Origin of the sequence: Paenibacillus tepidiphilus (assembly GCF_008635795.1) — a bacterium.
In the GTDB taxonomy this organism is placed as follows: domain Bacteria; phylum Bacillota; class Bacilli; order Paenibacillales; family Paenibacillaceae; genus Paenibacillus_AQ; species Paenibacillus_AQ tepidiphilus.
The window spans coordinates 69,039-90,446 of the sequence record NZ_VWRQ01000018.1 but is presented as its reverse complement, the minus strand read 5'-3'; the positions used below and the strand labels follow the sequence as shown (position 1 = coordinate 90,446).

The 21,408-nt window shown below is 55.1% G+C and carries 18 protein-coding genes; 5 read left to right on the top strand and 13 right to left on the bottom strand.

Features of this window, described 5'->3' with window-relative positions; genetic code table 11:
* Positions 1–37: 37 nt before the first annotated feature.
* On the top strand, positions 38–4,507 hold the full coding sequence (locus F1379_RS21310) for a non-ribosomal peptide synthetase (RefSeq protein WP_150273724.1): 4,470 nt from the start codon (positions 38–40) through the stop codon (positions 4,505–4,507).
* A 12-nt stretch (positions 4,508–4,519) separates the two neighbouring features.
* Here the strand turns inward: F1379_RS21310 and F1379_RS21305 are convergent, their stop codons facing one another.
* Positions 4,520–5,437, bottom strand: a complete 918-nt coding sequence (locus F1379_RS21305; RefSeq protein ID WP_150273722.1) for an ArsR/SmtB family transcription factor — start codon at positions 5,435–5,437, stop codon at positions 4,520–4,522.
* A 212-nt stretch (positions 5,438–5,649) separates the two neighbouring features.
* Between F1379_RS21305 and F1379_RS21300 the strand changes: the two genes are divergently transcribed.
* Complete coding sequence (locus F1379_RS21300; protein WP_150273720.1) at positions 5,650–5,940, top strand: GNAT family N-acetyltransferase; 291 nt, start codon at positions 5,650–5,652, stop codon at positions 5,938–5,940.
* Positions 5,941–5,975: 35 nt separating this feature from the next.
* Complete coding sequence (locus F1379_RS21295) at positions 5,976–6,827, top strand: GNAT family N-acetyltransferase (protein WP_150273719.1); 852 nt, start codon at positions 5,976–5,978, stop codon at positions 6,825–6,827.
* Positions 6,828–6,912: 85 nt separating this feature from the next.
* Here the strand turns inward: F1379_RS21295 and F1379_RS21290 are convergent, their stop codons facing one another.
* From F1379_RS21290 to F1379_RS21270, 5 genes are all read right to left on the bottom strand, one after another.
* The gene (locus F1379_RS21290; RefSeq protein ID WP_150273717.1) at positions 6,913–7,692 is read right to left on the bottom strand and encodes a hypothetical protein; all 780 of its coding nucleotides are present in this window, start codon (positions 7,690–7,692) and stop codon (positions 6,913–6,915) included.
* A gap of 2 nt (positions 7,693–7,694) precedes the next feature.
* Positions 7,695–8,147, bottom strand: coding sequence for a flavodoxin (locus tag F1379_RS21285; RefSeq protein WP_150273714.1), 453 nt, complete (start codon positions 8,145–8,147; stop codon positions 7,695–7,697).
* 194 nt (positions 8,148–8,341) lie between these two features.
* Positions 8,342–8,752 (bottom strand): VOC family protein, encoded by a 411-nt coding sequence (locus tag F1379_RS21280; RefSeq protein ID WP_239004754.1) that lies wholly within the window; start codon positions 8,750–8,752, stop codon positions 8,342–8,344.
* Positions 8,753–8,771: 19 nt separating this feature from the next.
* Positions 8,772–9,674 (bottom strand): helix-turn-helix domain-containing protein, encoded by a 903-nt coding sequence (locus F1379_RS21275; RefSeq protein ID WP_150273712.1) that lies wholly within the window; start codon positions 9,672–9,674, stop codon positions 8,772–8,774.
* 47 nt (positions 9,675–9,721) lie between these two features.
* Positions 9,722–10,243 carry a hypothetical protein gene (locus F1379_RS21270; protein WP_150273709.1) on the bottom strand — a complete coding sequence of 174 codons (522 nt, stop codon included), beginning with the start codon at positions 10,241–10,243 and terminating at the stop codon, positions 9,722–9,724.
* 166 nt (positions 10,244–10,409) lie between these two features.
* On the opposite strand from F1379_RS21270, the gene F1379_RS21265 reads away from it, so the two are divergent.
* Positions 10,410–11,273: a class I SAM-dependent methyltransferase gene (locus F1379_RS21265; RefSeq protein ID WP_150273707.1), complete on the top strand. Its 864-nt coding sequence runs from the start codon at positions 10,410–10,412 to the stop codon at positions 11,271–11,273.
* A gap of 3 nt (positions 11,274–11,276) precedes the next feature.
* Positions 11,277–12,020 carry an RluA family pseudouridine synthase gene (locus F1379_RS21260; protein ID WP_239004753.1) on the top strand — a complete coding sequence of 248 codons (744 nt, stop codon included), beginning with the start codon at positions 11,277–11,279 and terminating at the stop codon, positions 12,018–12,020.
* Positions 12,021–12,090: 70 nt separating this feature from the next.
* On the opposite strand, the gene F1379_RS21255 is transcribed toward F1379_RS21260, so the two are convergent.
* From F1379_RS21255 to F1379_RS21225, 7 genes are all read right to left on the bottom strand, one after another.
* Positions 12,091–12,522 (bottom strand): MarR family winged helix-turn-helix transcriptional regulator, encoded by a 432-nt coding sequence (locus F1379_RS21255; protein ID WP_150273705.1) that lies wholly within the window; start codon positions 12,520–12,522, stop codon positions 12,091–12,093.
* 121 nt (positions 12,523–12,643) lie between these two features.
* Positions 12,644–13,171, bottom strand: a complete 528-nt coding sequence (locus tag F1379_RS21250; RefSeq protein WP_150273703.1) for a GNAT family N-acetyltransferase — start codon at positions 13,169–13,171, stop codon at positions 12,644–12,646.
* A 187-nt stretch (positions 13,172–13,358) separates the two neighbouring features.
* A complete protein-coding gene (gene gyrA, locus F1379_RS21245) occupies positions 13,359–15,797 on the bottom strand; it encodes a DNA gyrase subunit A (protein WP_150273701.1) in 2,439 nt (812 codons plus the stop codon).
* Between the two features lie 438 nt (positions 15,798–16,235).
* Entirely contained in the window at positions 16,236–18,218 is a 1,983-nt protein-coding gene (parE, locus tag F1379_RS21240) for a DNA topoisomerase IV subunit B (RefSeq protein ID WP_150273699.1), read from the bottom strand.
* Positions 18,219–18,286: 68 nt separating this feature from the next.
* Positions 18,287–19,276 (bottom strand): ABC transporter permease, encoded by a 990-nt coding sequence (locus F1379_RS21235; protein WP_150273697.1) that lies wholly within the window; start codon positions 19,274–19,276, stop codon positions 18,287–18,289.
* Positions 19,269–20,249 carry an ABC transporter ATP-binding protein gene (locus tag F1379_RS21230; RefSeq protein WP_150273695.1) on the bottom strand — a complete coding sequence of 327 codons (981 nt, stop codon included), beginning with the start codon at positions 20,247–20,249 and terminating at the stop codon, positions 19,269–19,271. Before F1379_RS21230 ends, F1379_RS21235 begins: the two co-directional genes overlap by 8 nt.
* 29 nt (positions 20,250–20,278) lie before the next feature.
* A complete protein-coding gene (locus tag F1379_RS21225; RefSeq protein WP_150273693.1) occupies positions 20,279–21,175 on the bottom strand; it encodes a GDSL-type esterase/lipase family protein in 897 nt (298 codons plus the stop codon).
* Positions 21,176–21,408: the final 233 nt, after the last annotated feature.

Below are 21,408 nucleotides of genomic sequence, written 5' to 3'. Positions count from 1 at the left end.
TTGATCATCCTCAATCCGCTGATCTGGAGGAACTATGATGCAGTATGGACTCACCCAGCCCCAAACAAGAATATGGAACAATGAAAGAATTTATGGCAACCCGGCTATGCACAATATCCTTGGCCTGGTGCGCATTAGGAAGAATATTCGCATAGAGAAATTATCCGAAGCCATAGAGCTGTTTATAGCTAACCATGCCGGCGTCACTCTCCAGATCCATGAGCATAACGGCGAGCCCATGCAGGTATTCAAAGCATATGAACCGGCACAGATCGACTTTTTCGATTTCAGCAGCGCCGACGATCCTGCTGCAAGCTTTGAACAGTGGCTTGATCGTTTACGACAGACCGGCTTCACATTATTGAACGGGCCGCTCTATTATTTCGCCATGTTCAAAATCGGTAGCAATGATATGGGCTACGTCGGCAAATTCCATCACATTATCTCCGATGGCTGGTCTCTGCAAATTGCCGGAGAATCCATCGCCCGATATTACTCACAGCTTATAAACGATGCACCCTGCAGTGTTGAAGCGGCTCCATCATACGTTGATGTTATAGAGCAGGAACAAGTCTATTTGCAGTCAGAGCGTTTTTTGAAGAACAAGAGCTTCTGGAACGATAAATTCGCAGTGCTGCCCGAAACAATGGCAATAGCCAATCACCGGGAAACAGCCGCCTCCAGAAAGACTTGCACGCTGGACAGCAGCTTGTCTGCAGAGATCCGGACGTTTATAGCCGAACACCGGCTTTCGGTTAATTCCCTGTTCATATCTTCCGTGCTCATCTATATGCATGCTGTAATGAATGAGGATGATGCCATTATCGGAACGCCGGTGCTCAACCGGTCGGGGAAGAAGGAAAAGAACACCTTCGGAATGTTTGCCAGCACGATGCCCTTCCGCAAAACAATTACGGAAACCGCAGAGATTGGTACCTTCCTTAGAGAAACGGCACGCGAGCTGATGGGCTGTTATGTCCACCAGAAGTATCCTTACAACCTGTTAGCCGGGGATCTGAATTTACAGAAACAGGGGCATGAAGCCCTCTTTGACCTCTGCGTCAATTATTACAGCATTAAATTCAGCCCGGATTTTGACGGAAGCCCCTATGAGAATACGGAAATATTCAATGGAAACCAGCCGTATAAGCTGCAGATTGTCATCAGGGATTGGGAAGAAGACGGCAGAATTGCTGTTGATTTCGATTACCGCATCCAAGAATACAGTGAAATCCAGATTGATAAGCTCGGCGAGCAGCTTCTGAATATCATCCGTTTTATAATCTCTAAGCCGCACAGCCGGATCTGCGATATCGCCCTTCTCACCCCCCAGGAACACCATGAGCTGATCCATAACCTCAACGCCACCTCGTCCCCCTATCCTTCTGCCGTTATTATCACCCGTATGTTTGAGGAGCAAGTGGAGCGATCCGGGCTGCAGACCGCATGCAGGATGGGCGAAGCCTCCATGAGCTACAGCGTACTCAACGAGCGGGCAAACCGCCTGGCGCGTTTTCTGCGCGGCAAGCGTATCGGAGCAGGCTCGGTGGTCGGTATCGCTTCCCCCCATTCCTTCGAATTGATCACTGCTATACTGGCAGTATTGAAAGCAGGCGGAGCCTATCTTCCTGTCGACCCCCATTCGCCGGCTGACCGCATCCGGTATATGCTGGAGGACTCCGGCGCTGTCCTGCTGCTGCGAGATGAAGCTTTGACCGGCGGCTTCAGCTTGGCAGTTGAAGAATACATTCTGCAGGATGAAGCGATTTATGAAGAGGACGGCGCAAATCTGTCACCCGTGAGCGGTCCCGGAGACCTTGCCTATATTATTTATACTTCCGGCTCCACCGGACAGCCCAAGGGCGTCATGGTTCACCAGCAAGGGCTTGTCAATTATATCTATTGGGCTAACAAGACCTACACGGCGCAAGATCCTGAAGTGTTTGCTTTATACTCTTCGATTGCGTTTGATTTGACCGTCACCTCCATTTTCACCCCACTGATCGGAGGCCATCAGATCGTCATCTACAGGGATGACTCCTCTGAATTCGTGCTGCAGCGGATTATCCGGGAACAGCAGGCCAGTATCGTCAAGCTCACCCCAGCCCATCTGTCGCTGCTTCAAGACATGAATTTCGATCAGACGAAGGTCAAGACGTTCATTGTTGGCGGAGAAGACCTGAAAGTCAGCCTGGCGAAGCGCATCTACGAGAACTTCCGGGGAAACCTCAACATTTTCAATGAATACGGCCCTACCGAAACCGTCGTCGGGTGCATGATTCACCGCTACGATTATACTAAAGACCAACGCTCATCCGTCCCTATCGGACTACCGGCAGACAATGTCATGATTTATATTCTGGACCGGTCTTTAAGGCCGGCACCTGTGCTGACCAAGGGAGAAATATATATTTCAGGGGACGGAGTGGCACTCGGGTATAGAAATAAACCGGAATTGACAGCCCAGAAGTTCGTGGACAATCCGTTTATATCCGGCAAAAAGATGTACCGGACCGGAGATGTGGGCATGTGGCTCGAGAACGGGGTGTTGGAATACAAAGGAAGAATCGATTCGCAGGTCAAGGTAAGAGGCTATAGAATCGAGCTGGGGGAGATCGCAAATGTGCTCTCGGAGTACATCGGGATACTTCAAACTGCCGTCAAGCTTCTCGAACATGGCGACGGGAGTAAATACATATGTGCGTATTATCAATCAAATCAGGAGATTAGTGAGGTAGTGCTGGAGACTTACCTGTATTCCCGGCTGCCCGGGTACATGATTCCCCATCATCTCATCCGTGTCCCTTCATTCCCTGTGACCCAAAACGGCAAAATCGATGTAAAGCAGCTTCCGGCGCCCTCCTTCAGCCGGCATTCAGCTGCGGAGCCTGTACAGGCCCGCGATAACCGTGAAGCTATTCTGTCCGATGTCTGGAAAGAGGTATTGAAACTGCCGGTTGTCGGCATCTTTGACGATTTCTATGCCTTGGGCGGCGATTCCATCAAAGCCATACAAATTGCCTCCAGACTCCATCAACGGGGAATCCAGCTGCTGGCCAGAGATATAATGGCTTACCGGAATATCGCCAAGCTCGCAATGCATGCCGTTACGCAGACGCAGTCCCCGGCTCACAGCACGGCGACGGGAGAAATCTCCTTTACCCCCATCGTCTCCTGGTTCTTGAACCAGCAGCTGACAGCCCCCCACCGCTATACCCAGACTGTGCTGCTGCGGTTAACGACACCGGCTGCCGCCGATGTCCTGGAACAGTCTTTCCGGAAGCTGATCACCCATCATGATGCCTTAAGATTGAGCTTTACACCGGAGAGAGGCTTATTCTACAATGATGCCCTCTCGGAGAAGCAATTCAGCCTGCTTCCCCACACTCCCGGATTAAACGGTACTGCTTCGAATGAAGATGAGCGTCATCACGTGTTTAAACAACTGATCGGACAGCTCGATATTTCAAGCCGGCTTCCCATTGGAGCCGCGCTGATTGATTACCCGGGCCGCCAGCAGGAGCTGCTGATTGTCGCCCATCATCTGGTGATCGACGGCATCTCCTGGAGAATTATACTGGAGGACCTGTTCAACGTTTACCGTGCTATACAGGAGAATACGGATATTATGCTGCCCGATAAAACTGCCTCATACCAGGAATATGCAGCGGCGGTTCAGTCACTGTCGGAATCGGAGAGCATCCGTCAGGAAAGGAATTATTGGCTGGAAGCTGCGGAGAACCGGGCGGTGCTTCCCTTGCGGTACGGAGCGGAGACGGCGGACTATGCCTCCCGGCAGACCGTGACAGGTGAATTGACCGAAGCCGCTACAGAGGCGCTGCAGCGGGAAGGGGTCAGGGCCTTCCAGGCGGAGGCTCAGGTCATGCTGCTTGCCGCCCTGTCGGCAACGCTGAGGGACTGGGCAGGACTTGAGGATTTCACCTATGAAATCGAACATCACGGCAGGCACCTGGATGCCCTGGACGTCACAAGAACAGTAGGCTGGTTCACAACGATGTACCCGTTAAGAATACGTGCAGAGGGTACCTCGCAAGAGCTGATCACCCATGTGAAGGAACAGCTTCGCAGCGTGCCGAATCAGGGAATCGGTTATGGCATACTCAAATATTTAACGAGCGAGCTTCCTCGGGATAAGGGGCCAAGTCAGCTCCGGTTCAATTACTTAGGCAGCTTTGACAGTCAAGCTCAGAGCGGGGATTATATTTATGCGCATGATGCGGTTTTCCCGGCGATGGCAGAGTATGAAGCATTAACCGCAGTGATCGAGATCAACTGCATGATTGCCGAGCGTAAGCTTCATTATTCCATCCAATATAGCCAGAACAACTTTAACAGGGGTTCAATGGAAGAATTCAACAGGCTCTATTCCGCCAACCTGGTGCGGCTGATTGACCTGGCAGCTTCACAATCCGAAATCAGCTTTACCCCGTCTGACTTTGAATTCGCCGGAGTCAGCCAACAGGATTTGGATACGCTTTTCGAATAATGATGAATGTACTCAGGTTCCATCTGCAGGGCTCAAATATTGCAGCAGCTGCGTGTTCATTTGACGGACGCCTTCCAGCCTGAGACTGTAGGAGGTGACCGCCTCGCCTTCAATATACGCATGCAGCAGACCGGCACAGCGCAGGCTGAACACATGGTCATGCACGATGCCTTTGGAGATACCGGCACTTCTGGCGATTTCCGAGAAGGTTCTGCGTTCCTGTCCCAGCGACTTCAGAATCTTCAAGCGGCTCTTCTCGCTCAGGCTGCGCAAGGCTTTGTACATGGACGGAGAGATTTCCTCTTCACCGGCATTAATCCGCGCCGCATAATGGCAGAGGGTCAGTGAACCAAAGTTATAAATAATGTTGACCGGCTGGAAATGAAACTGCGGAATCAGCACCAGCTTACGCAAGCCCTCTACCGGCAGGAAGACGAACCCGTTCGTAGTCTCATCCACAAACTCCCGGGCTGGGCATGCCGACAGCCTCGCCTTCCGCTCCTCGGCATGCTCGTGGAGCTTGCTGAGGACGGCCGCATTGCCCGCGCTGAAATATTGCCGGTTCCACTCCGTAAGCAAAAAGAGCATCCGGCTGCGGAATTCATTCATTTGAGCCGGAAAGATACTGACGTACCCGGAAAGGGTCTCATACATCTCCCCGACCGATAATTGCTCAAGCCACAGAAGCGCCCCCTCCACCGTAGACTTGTCCGGACACAGATAGAGAAGCAGATTCAGCAGCTTCCAGTCGTTGTCCAGCTCTGCCCTCTCCAGCGCGGCACGCAGCTCCGGACTCAGCGTGGCGTACACCTCAGCGGACCACTCGGTGCCGAGCTCGATTTTCTTGCCAGATTTCTTGCAGATATACGTATGTATGCTGTTCACTAATTCGTAAACCGGCCAAAATTCAACTTGTGTCACATAATCCACAGACATTCCTCCTGATGCCACTTCTATTCATTGCAGCGTTAGTGTCTTCATCTTAGGGCATTTTATAAGACAAACGCAAGCAGACCGCTGATTCGGGCGTTGTTAAAACTAATCCTGGAGGTTATTTAGTTCTAAAAAAGTCTCTACCTCGCTTTTTCCAATTTCGGGTAGTACAATATAAACACTACATTGAACAGGAGTGAGCCTATAAGATGCAAATTCAAAATGGAGATAATCGTTTCTATATTGCTGGCGACGGTAAGGACCTGGCCGAGATTACATACAGATCGGACGAGGGCAGCGGGGATCTCGTGGTAGATCATACCTTTGTGTCCGAGGATCTGCGCGGCCAAGGTGCGGGCGAACAATTGGTACGGGCCGTGGTGGACAAAGCCCGTGCGGAGAAGGTCAAGATTGTACCAGAGTGCCCTTATGCGGCACATCAATTCAAGAAACACGCCGAATATGCGGATGTCCTAAGCCCTAACGCTTCCGGGAACTAAGCAGACCGGCGTGTAATCGCTGGGAGGAACAAGGTTTGAATAATGAAGAAACATTGAAGCAAATAGAGGAATTGCAGCAGCGCTGCGAGCAATATGAGAACATCAGCCTGAAGCTGAACTGGGATATGCTGCGCCAACCGTCCGAGGACAGCGGGGTGCAGTGGCTGGTAACTTATGAGGAGGATCAGCTGGTCGGGTTCATCGGGCTGTACGGCATCGGGAGTGAGCTGGAAATCTGCGGGATGGTCCGCCCGGGCTACCGCCGCCGGGGAATCTTCACCGGCCTGTGGCAGCAGGCCCAAGACATGCTCGCCAAGAGACCGTCCCGTTCGGTTCTGCTCAACGCTCCCGAGACGTCGGCCTCGGCCGCCGGCTTCCTGAAGAAGCTGCCTGTCTCCTTCCATCATGCCGAATACCAGATGAAATGGGACCGCGCAGCTGCTGCGGAGCAAGCGAACGGTGCAGTCCCGGCCGCTGCGGGAGATGTCATCTTGCGGCCGGCGCGTACCGATGAGACCGCGCTGCTCATCGCCCTGGACATGGATGGCTTCGAGATGAACGAAACGGACGCCGCCGAGATGTACAATCAGCAATCCGGCACACCGGAAGAGCATGTTCTGATTGAATGGAGCGGACAGCCCGCCGGCAAAATGCGGCTGTACACCGAAGACGGCGAAACCTGGATTTACGGGTTCGTCGTCGACAAGCGGCTGCGCGGCCAAGGTATCGGCCGCAGCTCGCTGCTCCAGACGATCGAGCGGGAGCGGCAGCACGGCAACGGGATTAGCCTGGAAGTGGCGCTCCATAATCCGAACGCCCTGAAGTTATACGAAAGCTGCGGGTTCGTCATTCAGAACCGGCAGAATTATTACAGCTACAACGGATAACTATAAGCTTAAAGCTAAACAGCCTGCTCCATTTAAGGAGCAGGCTGTTTAGCTTTGGCTATGAGCGCTGACACCACTTTAGCGGTTACATTAATCCATAGCCGCCGAAGCAGGCGGCCGGCCGCTCAGCCGCACGGCCGCCGAGCCTTGCGGCCTGCTCCGCTTCTTCCTCCAGCTTGAGCGTTACCGCCAGCAGGCGGACATAATCCAGCGATTCTGTAAGTGAAATACCGGAGCCATCATAGCAATGCCTGGCGCCGTCCAGCAACGAGAACACCTCCACCGTCTCCGCCGGCTTGCCGTATGCCTTGTGGCAGAATACATTGCTCATATGCAGGAAGCCCGTAATTAAATCTTCCTGTCCGCTGACCATGAACTTCTGAATCTTGAGGCAGCGCCCGCTCATCTGTGAATTCCAGACCAGCTGAAAGATCATTGCCAGCTCAATTTCCAGCTCCGGCACCTGAACATGCCACTGCTCATACAGCTTGACGGGGATATCCGGCAGATGATTGCCGGAGACGATCCGCATCAGCTCGTCGGCAATGGCGGTCTTCACATCCCAGTAATGCATCAGCGACGGAAAAGCATTCCCCTTCGGCGGCCAGCGCCGCTCCAGCAGGAACTGAATCGGCGTCTCCCGGCGTACCTCCGGCTGCAGGCTGTAGAAATCGTTGAGCGTATGGCCTACCGCATACTGTACCTGCTGCCTCCACACAGGCAGCCCGGTCCCCGTACCTCCGGAGGCAGGATTTCCGGCTCCGCTCAGCATCATATGCTCGGCACGGAAATCATTGATCCGGCTGTAGCGGAAGACCTGCTGCTCCGGCCTGTGGGGCATCAATCCACCCGCCGCGCGGCCCATGATCAGGACACCGCCGCGAAGGTCTCGATGAACTGGCGGCCGAAGCCGCGGCAGAGCTCTTTTTCCGCTGCATTCGGTCCATATTCGACCTTCAGGCTGTCCTGCACGATGACCGCACCCCGTTCCTGCAGCTTCGCCGCCAGCTGATCTACCGCGCCGCAATAAATCTCATACCCGGTATCCCCGCTGCCGAACACAGCCGACTTCAGCCCCTTCAGGTCCAGCTCATCCATCTCTTCATAGAAATCAAGAAATTCATCCGGCAGCTCACCGTCGCCCCAAGTATAAGCTCCGAGCAGTACCCCTTCATATTCCGCTATCTCAACCGCGTTGCAGTCGGTGACCGATTTCATTACCGCTTCCCCGCCCGCTGCGCGTATTCCTTCTACAATGAGCTCCGCCATTTCTTCGGTGTTGCCCGTCAAGCTGGCGAATGCCACCAATACCTTCGGCATCTATAGTTCCTCCCTATGATTCATCAAGTTCGCTGCATTGTTAAATTCGCTGGATCATTCATCCAAATCGTCTACCGGGATTGCTAACCACATTCTATTTGATAATGATTATCAATGTCAATAAGAAAAAGAAAAATACGAACCCTCGTCCGCAGAATCGGGACTAAAGTTCGTACTTTTCACCGGTCAACCGTTTATTCCGGAGCCAGATATCCGCCTTCCAGCAAGGTAATGCCATTCCCGTCGGGATCACGGAAATTCATCTCCCGCCCGCCGTATTCCATCGTCTCCGGAGGATGGCAATCCAGCCCTTTGGCTTTGAGCTGTTCATAGGTCTCATCGAGGTTAGAGCAGGAGAACACCATATTAACGACGCCGGTTGTATGCTTCCCCCACTTGGTCTCATCCCAGATAATCAGGCCGGGCTGGTGGCGGTGAAAGCCGATCTTGGCTCCGTCAAAGCCGCCGAAGCCCTCAAACGGCACCGGTATACCGAGCACCTCCGCATAGAACGCGGCCAGTGCTGCTGTGTCTTTGCTGTACAGATTGATTCCGTCAAAGGACGATATCATCAGCTGATCCCTCGATTCTGAATAGATTGGCACCCACGCTTGATGCCTGCCTCTATAGTGTACCCGCATCCCTGCTGCCCGTATTGCAAAAAAGCGACCTTTCTCTGCCCCCATGCGCAAAGGCAAGCGCCTCGCCGGGTGTTCTTCCGGCATATTTCTTGAAATTATTGATCAGATGTGATTGATGGCTGAAATTGTAGGTGTACACAATGTCCTGGATATCCCGTGTCTGTCTGGAGGACCGGTACAGCTCCCGCCATACATTCTGAAAGCGGACCAGATCAGCCGCCCGCTTGGGTGCCACTCCGATCAGCTCGCGGAACAGCCGTTCCAGCTGCCGTCCGCTGATGCCTGATTCATCCGCCAGCTCCTTGGCGGACACCACCCCTTTGCGTGCGACGATGGAGTACACGGCATTCATCATCCCGTCATGGCTGCGGCTCCTCCGCTCCAGCCGCTGCAGCAGGTAAGCTTCCGCAGCAGCGATCCGCTCGGCAAGGGAGCACGCGGCCAGCAGCTTGTCCCCCAGCTCACGGTGGAATGAGCGGAAATATTGCTCTACCTCTGTGTGCACATTCAGCACCTCTCTCAGGTGCTCGTCCGCAAACAGATGCACCGCCCAGAAATGAAACCGTATGCCGAAATGCATACCTGTGGCGCTGCCCGCCTCCGTCTCGAAGGGAGCGTCGTTGATCCCGCTAAAGACGGCCCCGGAACGGCCGGAGACTGCGTCCAATTGCCAGATAATATCCATGCAGCTATCCGGTATGATCAGCTCTGCACCGCTTCCCCCGGATGGGGAAAGCTCCGGTGCAGGTTCGGGTCCGCTGCCTTGCACATCGGCCGTGCCCCAGAAGCAGCGGATATAGGGCCGCAGCGCGCGGCACGGCGCGAATTCGCTGGCTGCCGCCGGATTCGCCGTGAGCGGAATAAATAGCTCTGAGAGGTCAAACATGTGCTCCGCTCCTCCTTAGACCCTGGAATTGCCCACATTGTGGTCTTTTATCTCATTACCGTCTCCCGCGGCCGAATTTCGTACAGCTTATACTCCGGTCTGCCCGTCTCGGCGAACGGCTTGCGGCTGTCTCCAAGCAAGAGCTTATCCTCGTAGGTCTTGCTCCTTCCGTCCACCGTGTATGTGATTCTCAGTTGAAGTACAGAGCGGTCGCTCAGACTGAGTCCATCGAATACCGATCCATTGGTGATCGGCATCACATCACTGCGCAGGAAGGGCTCGCCCGTTGCCATATCCAGCAATCTTGTCCCGCCGGCCCTGCCGTCAATCACTATATGATCAACCGCAGGGTTGCCGCCGGTCAATTCAAGAAACCAGCCTCCTGCCAGATATACATGATTAGCTGAAGCAACCAGGTTGATGTTATTGATCCGGAAATCCTCAGTGGCAATATCCAGCCGGTACTCCACGGGAGTCCGGTGCATTCTGATTTGATCATAACCAATTACCGCAAGAAGCGCTACTATCACGCCTCCTGTAATCCATGCTCTCCATCTGCTTGGGATCATTATGGCTCTCCACCTCTTTTTTAATAATGAATGGAAATATTATACACGGGCTTCACTCTGGACAAAATGAGAATAGTCGCAGGAATGGCAGAAAACGGTTTGTAGCGGCAGGGGGTAATGTTGTACAATTAAGGCTAAATGAATTTTTTTGAAGGATGGATTACTCATGTATATAGCAGGCGATTGGCAAGACTATGAGGTTATTGACACCGGCGGCGGCGAGAAGCTGGAGCGTTGGGGGGATGTCATTCTCCGCCGGCCGGACCCGCAGATTATTTGGCCGCTCGCGAGTGATTCCGGCAAATGGCGCGATGTTCATGGACATTATCACCGCAGCTCTTCCGGAGGCGGCCAATGGGAAATGAAGAAGCCGATTCCCGCCGACTGGAAGATTAATTACGGCAAGCTGAAATTCCATCTGCGCCCGACTAATTTCAAGCACACAGGGCTGTTCCCCGAGCAGGCGGCGAACTGGAGCTGGATGATGGACAAGATCGCTGCGGCGAACCGTCCGATCTCCGTGCTCAATCTGTTCGCTTATACCGGCGGAGCAACGGTGGCCTCGGCCAGCGCCGGAGCTTCGGTCGTGCATGTGGATGCCGCCAAGGGCATGGTGCAATGGGCCAAGGAGAATGTGCAGCTGTCCGGTCTGGGCGAGCGTCCGGTCCGCTTCATCACCGACGATGTGTTCAAATTCGTCCAGCGTGAGCAGCGCCGCGGCAGTAAATACGACGCCATCATTATGGACCCCCCTTCCTACGGAAGAGGCCCGAACGGCGAAATGTGGAAGCTGGAGACCAGTCTCTATCCCTTCCTGGAAAGCTGTATGGAGATTATGAGCGACAAGCCGCTCTTCCTGCTGATCAACTCCTACACTACCGGCATTTCCCCGACGGTACTGCGCAACATGCTGGCCATGACAATGGGCAAGCGCTTCGGCGGCAAGCTGTCCTCGGGCGAGATCGGTCTGCCGATTACGGCTTCCGGCATGACGCTGCCTTGCGGCATTCTGGGCCGCTGGGAGTCTTAAGCCATGGCGGAGCATCCATCCGGTGCAGGAATGGCTGGCAGCGATAGTTCACGGTTCGAGATCTTGTATGAAGATAATCACCTGCTTGGAATCGTGAAGCCTGTCAATATCCCGGTGCAGGAGGACGCTACGGGGGATGCAGACCTGCTGAGCCTGCTGAAGGAAGACGTCAAGCAGCGCTACAGCAAGCCGGGCAATGTCTTCATGGGTCTGGTTCACCGGCTGGACCGCCCGGTCGGCGGAGCAATGATCTTCGCCAAGACCTCCAAGGCCGCTTCGCGCCTGTCGGACAGCGTGCGCACCCACAGCTTCCGCAAGATCTACCTGACCGTGGTGCATGGTAAGCCGCCCGCAGCCAGCGGCCGGCTGATTAACACCCTCCTCAAGGATGAGAAGAGCAACACGGTCAGGATCGTCCGCAAGGGAACCCCGGGCGGCAAAGAAGCCATTCTTGACTACACCGTACTGGGAAGCGCCGAGGGCTTCAGTCTGCTTAGAATTGATCTGCTCACCGGCCGCTCGCATCAGATTCGCGTGCAGCTTGCCGGAATCGGCTGTCCCCTCTATGGAGACCAGAAATACGGAGCAGCCGTGAACAAGCCGGGACAGCAGATTGCGCTCTGGTCAGCTGTAGTCGGATTTCCGCATCCGGTCAGCAAAGAAGAGATTGAACTGATTTCGCTGCCTTCGCAGACCCATCCCTGGAATCTGTGGCCGCGTCATTTGCAAGAACAGGCCGTCCGGTAACGGACGGCCTGTTCTTATGTATGTCAGGATATCAATGCAATATCTCTGGTTCCGTATCCTTGGCAGCGGCTTAAGTGGCGGAGGTTTCCGTGGCCGGAGCCATCACCATCTTGCCCATCAGGTATAGCAGAAGCTGCTGATTATGAGAGGAGATCGGATCCAGAACCTCTGCGAAGAACTCACTGCGGATGCGCAGTCCGCGCTCCGTCTCCCTAAGTCCCGTCTCCGTAATGCTTACCCAGACGATTCTCCGGTCTACCGCATCGCGCTCCCGGTTAATCAGATCATGCTTCTCCATCCGGTCAAGCAGCATGGTAACCGCCGCCGGACTGGTAGCCAGATGCGGCGCCAGGTCGGAAGGCTTCATAGCATCGCGCTCCTGAAGCAGTTCCAGCACGGTAAGCTGGGCATCGGTCAGCGTCGGGGCGAGTTTGGTATCCATATGCAGCTTATAATCTTTTAAGATTTTGTGCCATATTTTACTAAATTCAGCGGAATGCACACTTATTCCTTCCTTCCCTGCGGATTGAATCCGTTATACTACATGATTTCGCGAAATAAATTCCATTTCCTGCCTGACTCTGAAAATTTAATCTCCGTTGATAGCCCGGCCATACAAGGCATCAGCCAAACCGGGAAAAATAATATTCCTTGCCCATTTCATATTCAACCGAAGATTGCCATTCGCTGAGCTGATTTTTCCAGGAATCGGTGTGAAGCGCTTTGCGTTTGAAGCCTATTTTCTCGTACACATGCTGAGCCCTGGTGTTCTTCACATTGGTGTCCAATCTGATTGTGTCATACTTCATCTCTTTAAACAATGAGCCGATCAGCATAGTTATTAAAACAGTGCCATAGCCTTTATCCTGCTGCTGGAAGTCGCAAATTTTGACACCGATCTCCGCTGCGTTGCCGGGAAGCGTCCGGTAGTTCATCTCTCCCGCAGGCCCGCCGTCGATTTCGACCATAAGCAGGCGGTTATGATCCGTAGCTGCTTGGATGCTGTCTTTCACAGCCTCCTCCGTCGTTCTCAGGCCAAAGGGAAAGCCTGCATGCGCCATAATTCTTCCATCGTTCCACCATTTGCACAATATCATGGCATCCTCTTCACGCGCGTCACGGATCAGCAAATTGCCATGCTGCAGGTACATACCGTAATGGCCTCCTTCCAGTCAACCGGTTTACCGTCATATTCCAGGTAATTCCATACTATCATAGAAATTTCCCCTGTGTAACCAAGAGCATCACTGATAATTCCTAGGATTTTAAGGATTCTCATAAAAAAACAGTGCTTGCCGGCCCTAAGGCACCTTCAAGCACTGTCATAATTGTATATGTCTACTTCACCGACAGAAGCAGATGAACGATCTCATCCTTCTTCTCAACCGGGATAAGCTGCTTGCCGATGGACTTCCGTTCTCCAAGCGGTGCAGCCTCGGAGCTGAAGACATGCAGCTCCCCTTCACGGGTAATCGCCGTCAGCTCCAGCGGCTCCGTGCAATGGAAGGCTCCGGCAATTCGGCTGCCGTTCGGCTTGACGCGTTTGCCTTCCTTGAACTCAAAGGTCGGCATACCCTTGCCGCCGCGGCTCTGCGACGGATAATCGACCAGCAGGGAACGCTTAGCATACCCCAGATCGGATACGGTCAAAATCTCGCCTTCATCCTCACCCACCCAGAAGCAGGAGACCACCTCATCGCCTTCACGCAGCTGGATGCCGCGCACTCCGCTGGCCACCCGGCCCATCGGATTGACTTCATTCTCACGGAAGCGGATGCTCATGCCTTCACGGGTGACAAGCACGATATCCTTGTTGCCGCTGCTCATCGCTACGGTCACAATCTCATCGCCGTCGGCCACTTTGCAGGCCGCCACCGCCCCGGAGCGGGAGGTGGAATATTCTTTCAGCTCCGTACGTTTCACTTGGCCCTTGCGGGTTACGAACACCAGACTGCGCTGCGGTTCATCCAGATTGCCGGCCGGGATCACGCTGACAATGCCGTCGCCCTTGGCCAGGGAAATGACATTGACAATGGCCGTGCCGGGGTCCTTCCACTTGAATTCCGGTATCTGATGCACCGGCAGGAGGAAATATTGGCCCTTGCGGGTGAATACCAGCAGGTTATCGCGGGTATTCAGATCCAGCACCTTGACAATGTGGTCGCCGTCCTTGACCCCGGAGCTCTGCCGCTCGCCGCCGGAACGGGTGAACGACGGCATGCCCGTCCGCTTGATGTAGCCGTCAGCCGACAGCGCCACCAGCACGTCTTCGGCGTTCACCAGCACTTCCAGGCTGACCTTGATTTCCTCCACTTCACCCTGGATTACCGAGCGCCGGTCAATGCCGTACTTGTCGCGGATTTCCAGCAGCTCCTTACGGATGACGGAGACCAGCTTCTTGTCGCTCTCCAGTATGCCCCGCAAGGTCTTGATGCGCGCCTGCGTCTCGTCCAGCTCCTTCTGGAGCGAATGAATCTCCAGGTTGGTCAGGCGGTAGAGCTGCAGGGTAAGAATAGCGTCTGCCTGGCGTTCGGTGAACCCGAACATCCAGACCAGGTTGTTCTGCGCGTCTTGGCGGTTCTTCGAGGCCTTGATCGCTGCGATAACCTCGTCCAGAATATTGAGTGCCTTAACAAGCCCTTCCAGCACCTGCGCCCGGTCTTCGGCCCGCTCCAGATCGAACTGGGTGCGGCGGGTAACCACCTCGCGCTGATGCGCGATGTAGGCTTCCAGAATCGCCTTGAGGCCAAGCTGATGCGGTGCCTTGTTGACGATGGCCACCATGTTGAAGTTATAGGTCACCTGCAGATCCGTCTTCTTCAGCAGATAGTTCAGAACGCCCTGGGCGTCGGCATCCTTCTTGAGCTCCACCACGATGCGCAGGCCGTCCCGCCCGCTCTCATCGCGCACCTCGGCGATGCCGTCGATCTTCTTCTCCAGACGGATGTTCTCCATCGCGATGACCATACGGGATTTCACGACCTGGAACGGCACCTCGGTAATGACAATCTGCTGCTTGCCGCCGCGCAGGTTCTCGATTTCCGTCTTGGACCGCAAATAAATCCGGCCTTTACCGGTCCGGTAAGCCTCAAGTATGCCCTCGCCGCCCATAATGGTGCCGCCTGTCGGGAAATCCGGTCCTTTAATAAAGGTCATAATCTCTTCCAGCTCGATCTCCGGCTTTTGCATCACTGCGATGCAGGCGTCGATGACTTCGCGCAGGTTATGCGGCGGAATCTCCGTCGCGAATCCGGCGGAGATTCCGCTGGCCCCGTTGACCAGCAGATTCGGATACCGGGAAGGGACCACAACAGGCTCCTTGGCGGTGTTGTCGAAATTGTCCTTGAACTGTACGGTGCGCTTCTCAATGTCGCGCAGCATTTCCAGAGCGATCGGTGACAGGCGTGCTTCGGTATAACGCATCGCCGCCGCCGGATCATCGTCCATCGAGCCCCAGTTGCCGTGGCCATCGACCAGCACATGGCCCATCTTCCAAGGCTGGGCCATCCGCACCATGCCGTCATAGATCGAGGAGTCGCCATGGGGATGATAATTCCCCATGACGTCGCCGACGGTCTTGGCGGATTTACGGTACGGTTTATCCGGGTGGTTGCCCGAATCGTACATGGCATACAGAATCCGGCGCTGCACCGGCTTCAGGCCATCGCGGACATCGGGAATCGCCCGGTCCTGAATGATATATTTGGAATACCGGCCGAAGCGGTCGCCGACGACCTCTTCGAGTACGGCCGGGGAAAATTCTTCTAAACTGCTCATTGGCTCACCTTCTGTTCCTCATTCTGTCCGTTTGCAAAAAGGCTGGTGATCGCTCTGTAGCTGCGGTGAATGTTTGGACTTCCGGCCGCTGTTGTCTTAGGATTTCCTGAATAACCGCATTAGCGGTTGAAATCCGAAGACAAAGGCGGACGCTCGCGCTCCTCCAGTTCCAAAATTCCCCTTCGCTCCTCTAATCACCAAACTTTAAGAAAACGGAAGGTTTCGTCACTTCCGTACAAACAGCATGCCGCATGGAATATGCGGCATTGATGTGGCCGCAGGTCATGCGGCCGGTATTGCGCGCCGGGGCAGCCGGTATTGCGCCGGGGCGGCTGGTGTTGCGCCGGGGCAGCCGGTGTTGCGCCGGGGCGGCTGGTGTAGCGCCGGGGTAGCCGGTGTTGCGCCGGTTGCTCCGGCATCCGGCATTCGCGGAACGCGTTATTCCTCCACCTCGGTGAAATCGACGTTCTCGACGATCCAGCGCTTGCGCGGGTCGACCTTGTCGCCCATCAGCGTGGATACGCGCCGCTCCGCCTTCGCGGCATCATCAATCTGCACCTGCAGCAGCGTACGTGTTTCGGGATTCATCGTCGTCTCCCACAGCTGCTCGGGGTTCATCTCGCCTAGCCCTTTATAGCGCTGCAGCTCGAAGCTCTTGCCGAATTCCTTCAGGTAATTCGCCAGCTCCTCGTCGCTCCAGGCATAGCGCACCGTCTCCAGCTTGCCGGATTTGCGCGTGATCTTGAACAGCGGAGGCTGGGCAATGAACACCTTGCCGGCATCGAGCAGCGGCTTCATGTACCGGTAGAAGAAGGTCAGAAGCAGCACCTGGATGTGCGCGCCGTCGGTATCGGCATCGGTCATAATGATAATCTTGGAATAATTGCTGTCTTCCACGGCGAAATCCGGTCCGATTCCTGCCCCGATGGCGGAGATAATCGCCTTGTATTCGTCGTTCTTCAGAATATCCAGCAGCTTGGCCTTCTCGGGATTCATCGGCTTGCCCTTCAGCGGCAGAATGGCCTGGTGCTTGGAATCCCGTCCCTGCTTGGCCGAGCCGCCGGCGGAGTCACCTTCCACGATGAACAGCTCCGTGCGGGTTACATCCTTGGATTGGGCAGGCGAAAGCTTGCCCCCGAGGCTCAGGCTCTCGCTGCGTTTCTTGCCGCTGCGGATTTCATCGCGGGCCTTGCGCGCCGCCTCCCGGGCCTTGGCCGCCTGAATGGATTTCTTGAGCAGGCTCTGGGCAACCTGCGGGTTCTCTTCCAGAAAGGTAGCCATATGCTCGGAGACGATGGTGTCTACCGCACTCCGTGCCGAGGCGCTGCCCAGTTGATCCTTGGTCTGGCCGACAAATTCCACGTCGGCCATCTTGACGCTGATGACAGCCATCATGCCCTCGCGCAGGTCGTTGCCCTCCAGATTCTTGTCTTTCTCCTTCAGGAGCTGTGTACGCCGTGCGTACTCGTTCAGCACGCGGGTATAGGCCGTCTTAAAACCGGTCTCGTGCGTCCCCCCGCTGCGCGTCGGAATGGAGTTGACGAACGAAGCCAGCGTCTCGGTGTAACCAGCGTTATACTGCAGTGCCACCTCGACCTCGATATCGTCCTTCTCCCCGCTAAAGTGGACGACCTCATGCAGCACGTCCTTGCCTTCGTTCAGGAACTGCACAAACTGGCTCGCTCCGCCTTCATAGTAGAATTCATCCTGACGTCCGCTGCGCTCATCGCTCAGAGCGATCCGCAGTCCGGAATTCAGGAAAGCAATCTCCTGTACCCGCTCGGCGAGCGTATCGTAGTTCAGGGAGATGCCGCCTGCAAAGACGCGAATATCCGGCTTGAAGGTTACCTTCGTACCGGTCTTGTTCGTATTGCCGAGCACTTCGAGTCCAGTAACCGGCTCACCGACATGCTCCACGCCCTTCTTGTCCACCCAATATTCGAAACGCTGCCGGTGCGTTTTGCCTTCACGGTAAATTTCCACTTCCAGCCACTCCGAGAGCGCGTTGGTGACAGATGCTCCGACACCGTGCAGTCCGCCGGATTTCTTGTAGCCCGAGCCGCCGAACTTGCCGCCTGCGTGCAGAATGGTAAAGACCACCTGCGGAGTCGGCACTCCCGTCTTGTGCATGCCGGTCGGAATGCCGCGGCCGTTGTCCGCCACCGTCACCGAACCGTCCTTGCGCAGCGAAATGTCAATCTTCGAGCAAAACTTGGCCAAATGCTCGTCTACGGCGTTATCCACAATCTCCCATACGAGATGGTGCAGTCCCGAAGAACTTGTACTGCCGATATACATACCGGGCCGTTTGCGTACAGCAACCAACCCTTCGAGCACCTGAATGTCGTCAGCATCGTATCCGGTCCCGGCTTGCCCGCCGTTCTTGGAGACTTTTGCAAACATATCGATCTGTTCGAGCATTCATGCTCCTCCTTTAAGTTACGCTATCTATGAACATGCAAACAAACGTTTTCGTTGCTTTGTTCATTCTAATTCAAAATATCCCTTTTCGTAAAGACGGCGAATGAAATGATTATGGAAATCAGTCCCCAAACCGCCAGTACAGCCATGGAAAAAGTCAGCGTCATCCCTTCAATCGGCGCCGGCGTGCCGGCCAGGTACCCGGTCAGGCCTAAATTGACCATAAATAAATATTTCGCCGTTGTCCAGGCAGAAGCCATGTTGCTCAGAATCGTTCCCGCAATCAGCGCTGCCATCATCACCACAATACTGGCGGCCGTGCTGCGCACAAGCACCGACACCATAAAGGCAAGGAGCGCGACGACCACACTGACGAACCAGATCAGTCCGCCCTGCATCAGCAGGTATTTCCACTGCGGAACCGCATGAACCGTGGACATGTCGACCGTATCCCCGCTGATCTGGAAGCCGGTAAACACAGGGACATTGAAGCCTTTATAGCCAAAAACCAGCCCGGAAATCAGATAGCTGATGATCACCACCGACAGCACAATCAGCGAGACGAACATCAGCAGCGCCACCAGCTTGCTCAGCAGTACCTTCCATCTGCGGACCGGGCGGGTCAGCAGCATCTTGATTGTGCCTGTCGTCCGCTCCCCCGACACAAGATCGGAGGCAACCGCCATAATCAGCAGCGGAATGAACAAATTGACCGAGTTATCGAGGAATTCACGCGTAAACGTCACGCCGCTCGGTTCATTGGGATTCACGTTGTGGTCCAGATAGTACTGCAGCTGCTGCACAAAAATCCGCCGGTACGTCTTCCACTCCTCGGGAATCCGGTCGCTGCTGAGCGAGTTCTGGTTATCGGTGATCTGCTGCTGGATTTCCAGCCGCCAGTCGGAGTTGAATTTATCCCGGCTGCGCTCGGAGATGCGCATCTGTGCATAGGTGAACATCGGGACGAGCACTACCAGAATGAGCAGAATGACATAAAAGCGTTTCTTCTTGATGATCTTCAGGCATTCATTGCGGATCAGGGGAAGCAGATTAATCAATAGTTTCACCTTCCGTTAGCTTCAAGAATAGCTGTTCCAGTGTGGGGTTGATTTTATGCACGGCCCGTACGGTTACACCGGCGCCGACCATCAGGGAGACCACTTCCGGAATCAGCGTTTCCTCCATAACAGTGACAATGGAATTCGGTCCCATTCCGGCGGTGACGGCATCGTCCAGCGTCACTTCGTCCGGAGGCAGCACCGAGATACCGTGATGCATGCCCAGCAAGGCCTCAGCCTGGCTATGCGGCTCCAGCTCCCATAGCACATAAGGCGAATTGCGGGCCACGAGGTCATTGACGCCGCCGACCGCCAGCACCTTGCCCCTGCTGATAATCGCCACCCGGTCGCAGAGCAGCTGGATTTCGCTGAGCAGATGGCTGGAGACAAATACGGCCATCCCTTCCCCGGCCAGCTTGCGGACGAATTCGCGCAGCTCCTTGATTCCCTTCGGGTCCAGCCCGTTCGTCGGCTCGTCCAGAATCAGCAGCCGCGGACGCCCCAGCAGAGCCTGTGCGATCCCGAGCCGCTGCCGCATCCCCAGTGAATAAGTGCTGACCTTGTCATGAATCCGCTGGTCGAGCCGGACAATGTCCACCACCTCGGCGATGCGCGCCTTGTCCACTCCCGGCTGCATGCGGGCAAAATGCTGCAGATTCTCCCAGCCGGTCAAATACGTATAGACCTCCGGATTCTCGACAATGGAGCCGACAAATTGCAGCGCCTGCTCCGGATGCTTGTTGACATTGTAGCCGCATACCGTGATCGTGCCTTCCGTCGGACGGATCAGGTCCACCAGCATGCGGATGGTTGTCGTTTTGCCGGCGCCGTTCGGTCCGAGGAAGCCGAAGATTTCGCCTTCTTTGACGTCAAATGTGACATTGTCGATGATCCATTTGCGGCCGATTTTTTTGCGGACGCCTTCGACCGCCAGGACAACGGGCGGGCCGCCGACGTTCTTTTCCAATAACATCCACTCACCAGCTCCTCAGGTTCATTAAATTATCGGACCGCCTGAATGATCCGCTCGCTGATCCGCTGGTAGCCGTCGCCGTTCGGATGAAAATGGTCGCTCGACAAATACTTGTCCAGATGGCCGCCGAACAGATCGAAGGTTGGTACCAGCGTCATATTGCCACGAGTGTTGATCAGGTCCATCACGGCATTGTTCCAGGCGGTCACCGCCTGATTGCCCGGAACCAGCAGCTCCTGCACATCGCCGAACGGATTATACAGTCCGACATAGTAAATGTGCGCCTCCGGGTTGATCTCCGCTATCCTTTGCAGCGCCTCGCCCAAGCGTCCAGCCGCCTCCGGCAGCCCCGCCAAAAGGGACTCTGGTGTAAGCTCGGGCGCTTCTTCCTCCGTCAAGTCAGTGCCGGTATCCCCGGCCGCTGTTCCGGGAAGCACAGGCACCGATGCCCCTTCCGGTATTTCGGCCCCGCCGTCGCCGCCCGTATCCAGAATTCCCGAATCGCCGAACAGATCGTTGCCGCCGATCGAGAGCAGAATGATATTTGCCTGGCGCATTGCGTAGCGGACGCCCTCTTCCTGAAGCTTCTCCAGCAGTCCGGCGGTCGTCAGGCCGTTAATGCCCATATTGCCGACCAGCCGGGCCTTCCCGTCTTGCAGGAGCCCGTCCACCGTCCGCTTTACAAAGCCGTTTCCCGTGTTATCGCCGGTCCCTTTGGCCAGAGAATCTCCCAGCGCCATAATTCTATATTCGCCGCCGGAAGCCGCTGCGGGAGTCTGTGTCTCTGCCGGGAGTGAAGTAACCGCAGCCTCGCCTTTAGGGTAGAGAATGTCGCTCACGGCGTAAATAAATCCGACAAGCAGCAGTATCGTTGTCGCAATGGAGGACAGGCTGACGAGCCGCCAGGTCCATTTGGAATCATTCAAAGCTATCCCTCCGTGTGCCGTTCATAGTTCCAGTGTGCCACTTTTTTCGTACTTCTTAACTATGTAGATAAACATAATTCTTCTATCTTGAATATGCAAATATACGGACCGGGCTGTACAAATTGTGTCAACTTCCGCCGGACCTTGAAATTAAATCTCTTCAAAAGGCTGCCGCGCAGGATTTCCGCAGGGATAATCTGCCGGACGGCGTCTAACATCGGTGAATACAGTTT

Bases quoted from the DNA above. Each gene is read 5' to 3' on its own strand.
- F1379_RS21310 (WP_150273724.1), top strand. From the start codon at position 38: ATGCAGTATGGACTCACCCAGCCCCAAACAAGAATATGGAACAATGAA.
- F1379_RS21300 (WP_150273720.1), top strand. From the start codon at position 5,650: ATGCAAATTCAAAATGGAGATAATCGTTTCTATATTGCTGGCGACGGT.
- F1379_RS21290 (WP_150273717.1), bottom strand. From the start codon at position 7,692: ATGGGCCGCGCGGCGGGTGGATTGATGCCCCACAGGCCGGAGCAGCAG.
- F1379_RS21285 (WP_150273714.1), bottom strand. From the start codon at position 8,147: ATGCCGAAGGTATTGGTGGCATTCGCCAGCTTGACGGGCAACACCGAA.
- F1379_RS21275 (WP_150273712.1), bottom strand. From the start codon at position 9,674: ATGTTTGACCTCTCAGAGCTATTTATTCCGCTCACGGCGAATCCGGCG.
- F1379_RS21270 (WP_150273709.1), bottom strand. From the start codon at position 10,243: ATGATCCCAAGCAGATGGAGAGCATGGATTACAGGAGGCGTGATAGTA.
- F1379_RS21265 (WP_150273707.1), top strand. From the start codon at position 10,410: ATGTATATAGCAGGCGATTGGCAAGACTATGAGGTTATTGACACCGGC.
- F1379_RS21260 (WP_239004753.1), top strand. From the start codon at position 11,277: ATGGCGGAGCATCCATCCGGTGCAGGAATGGCTGGCAGCGATAGTTCA.
- F1379_RS21250 (WP_150273703.1), bottom strand. From the start codon at position 13,171: ATGTACCTGCAGCATGGCAATTTGCTGATCCGTGACGCGCGTGAAGAG.
- gyrA (WP_150273701.1), bottom strand. From the start codon at position 15,797: ATGAGCAGTTTAGAAGAATTTTCCCCGGCCGTACTCGAAGAGGTCGTC.
- parE (WP_150273699.1), bottom strand. From the start codon at position 18,218: ATGCTCGAACAGATCGATATGTTTGCAAAAGTCTCCAAGAACGGCGGG.
- F1379_RS21230 (WP_150273695.1), bottom strand. From the start codon at position 20,249: ATGTTATTGGAAAAGAACGTCGGCGGCCCGCCCGTTGTCCTGGCGGTC.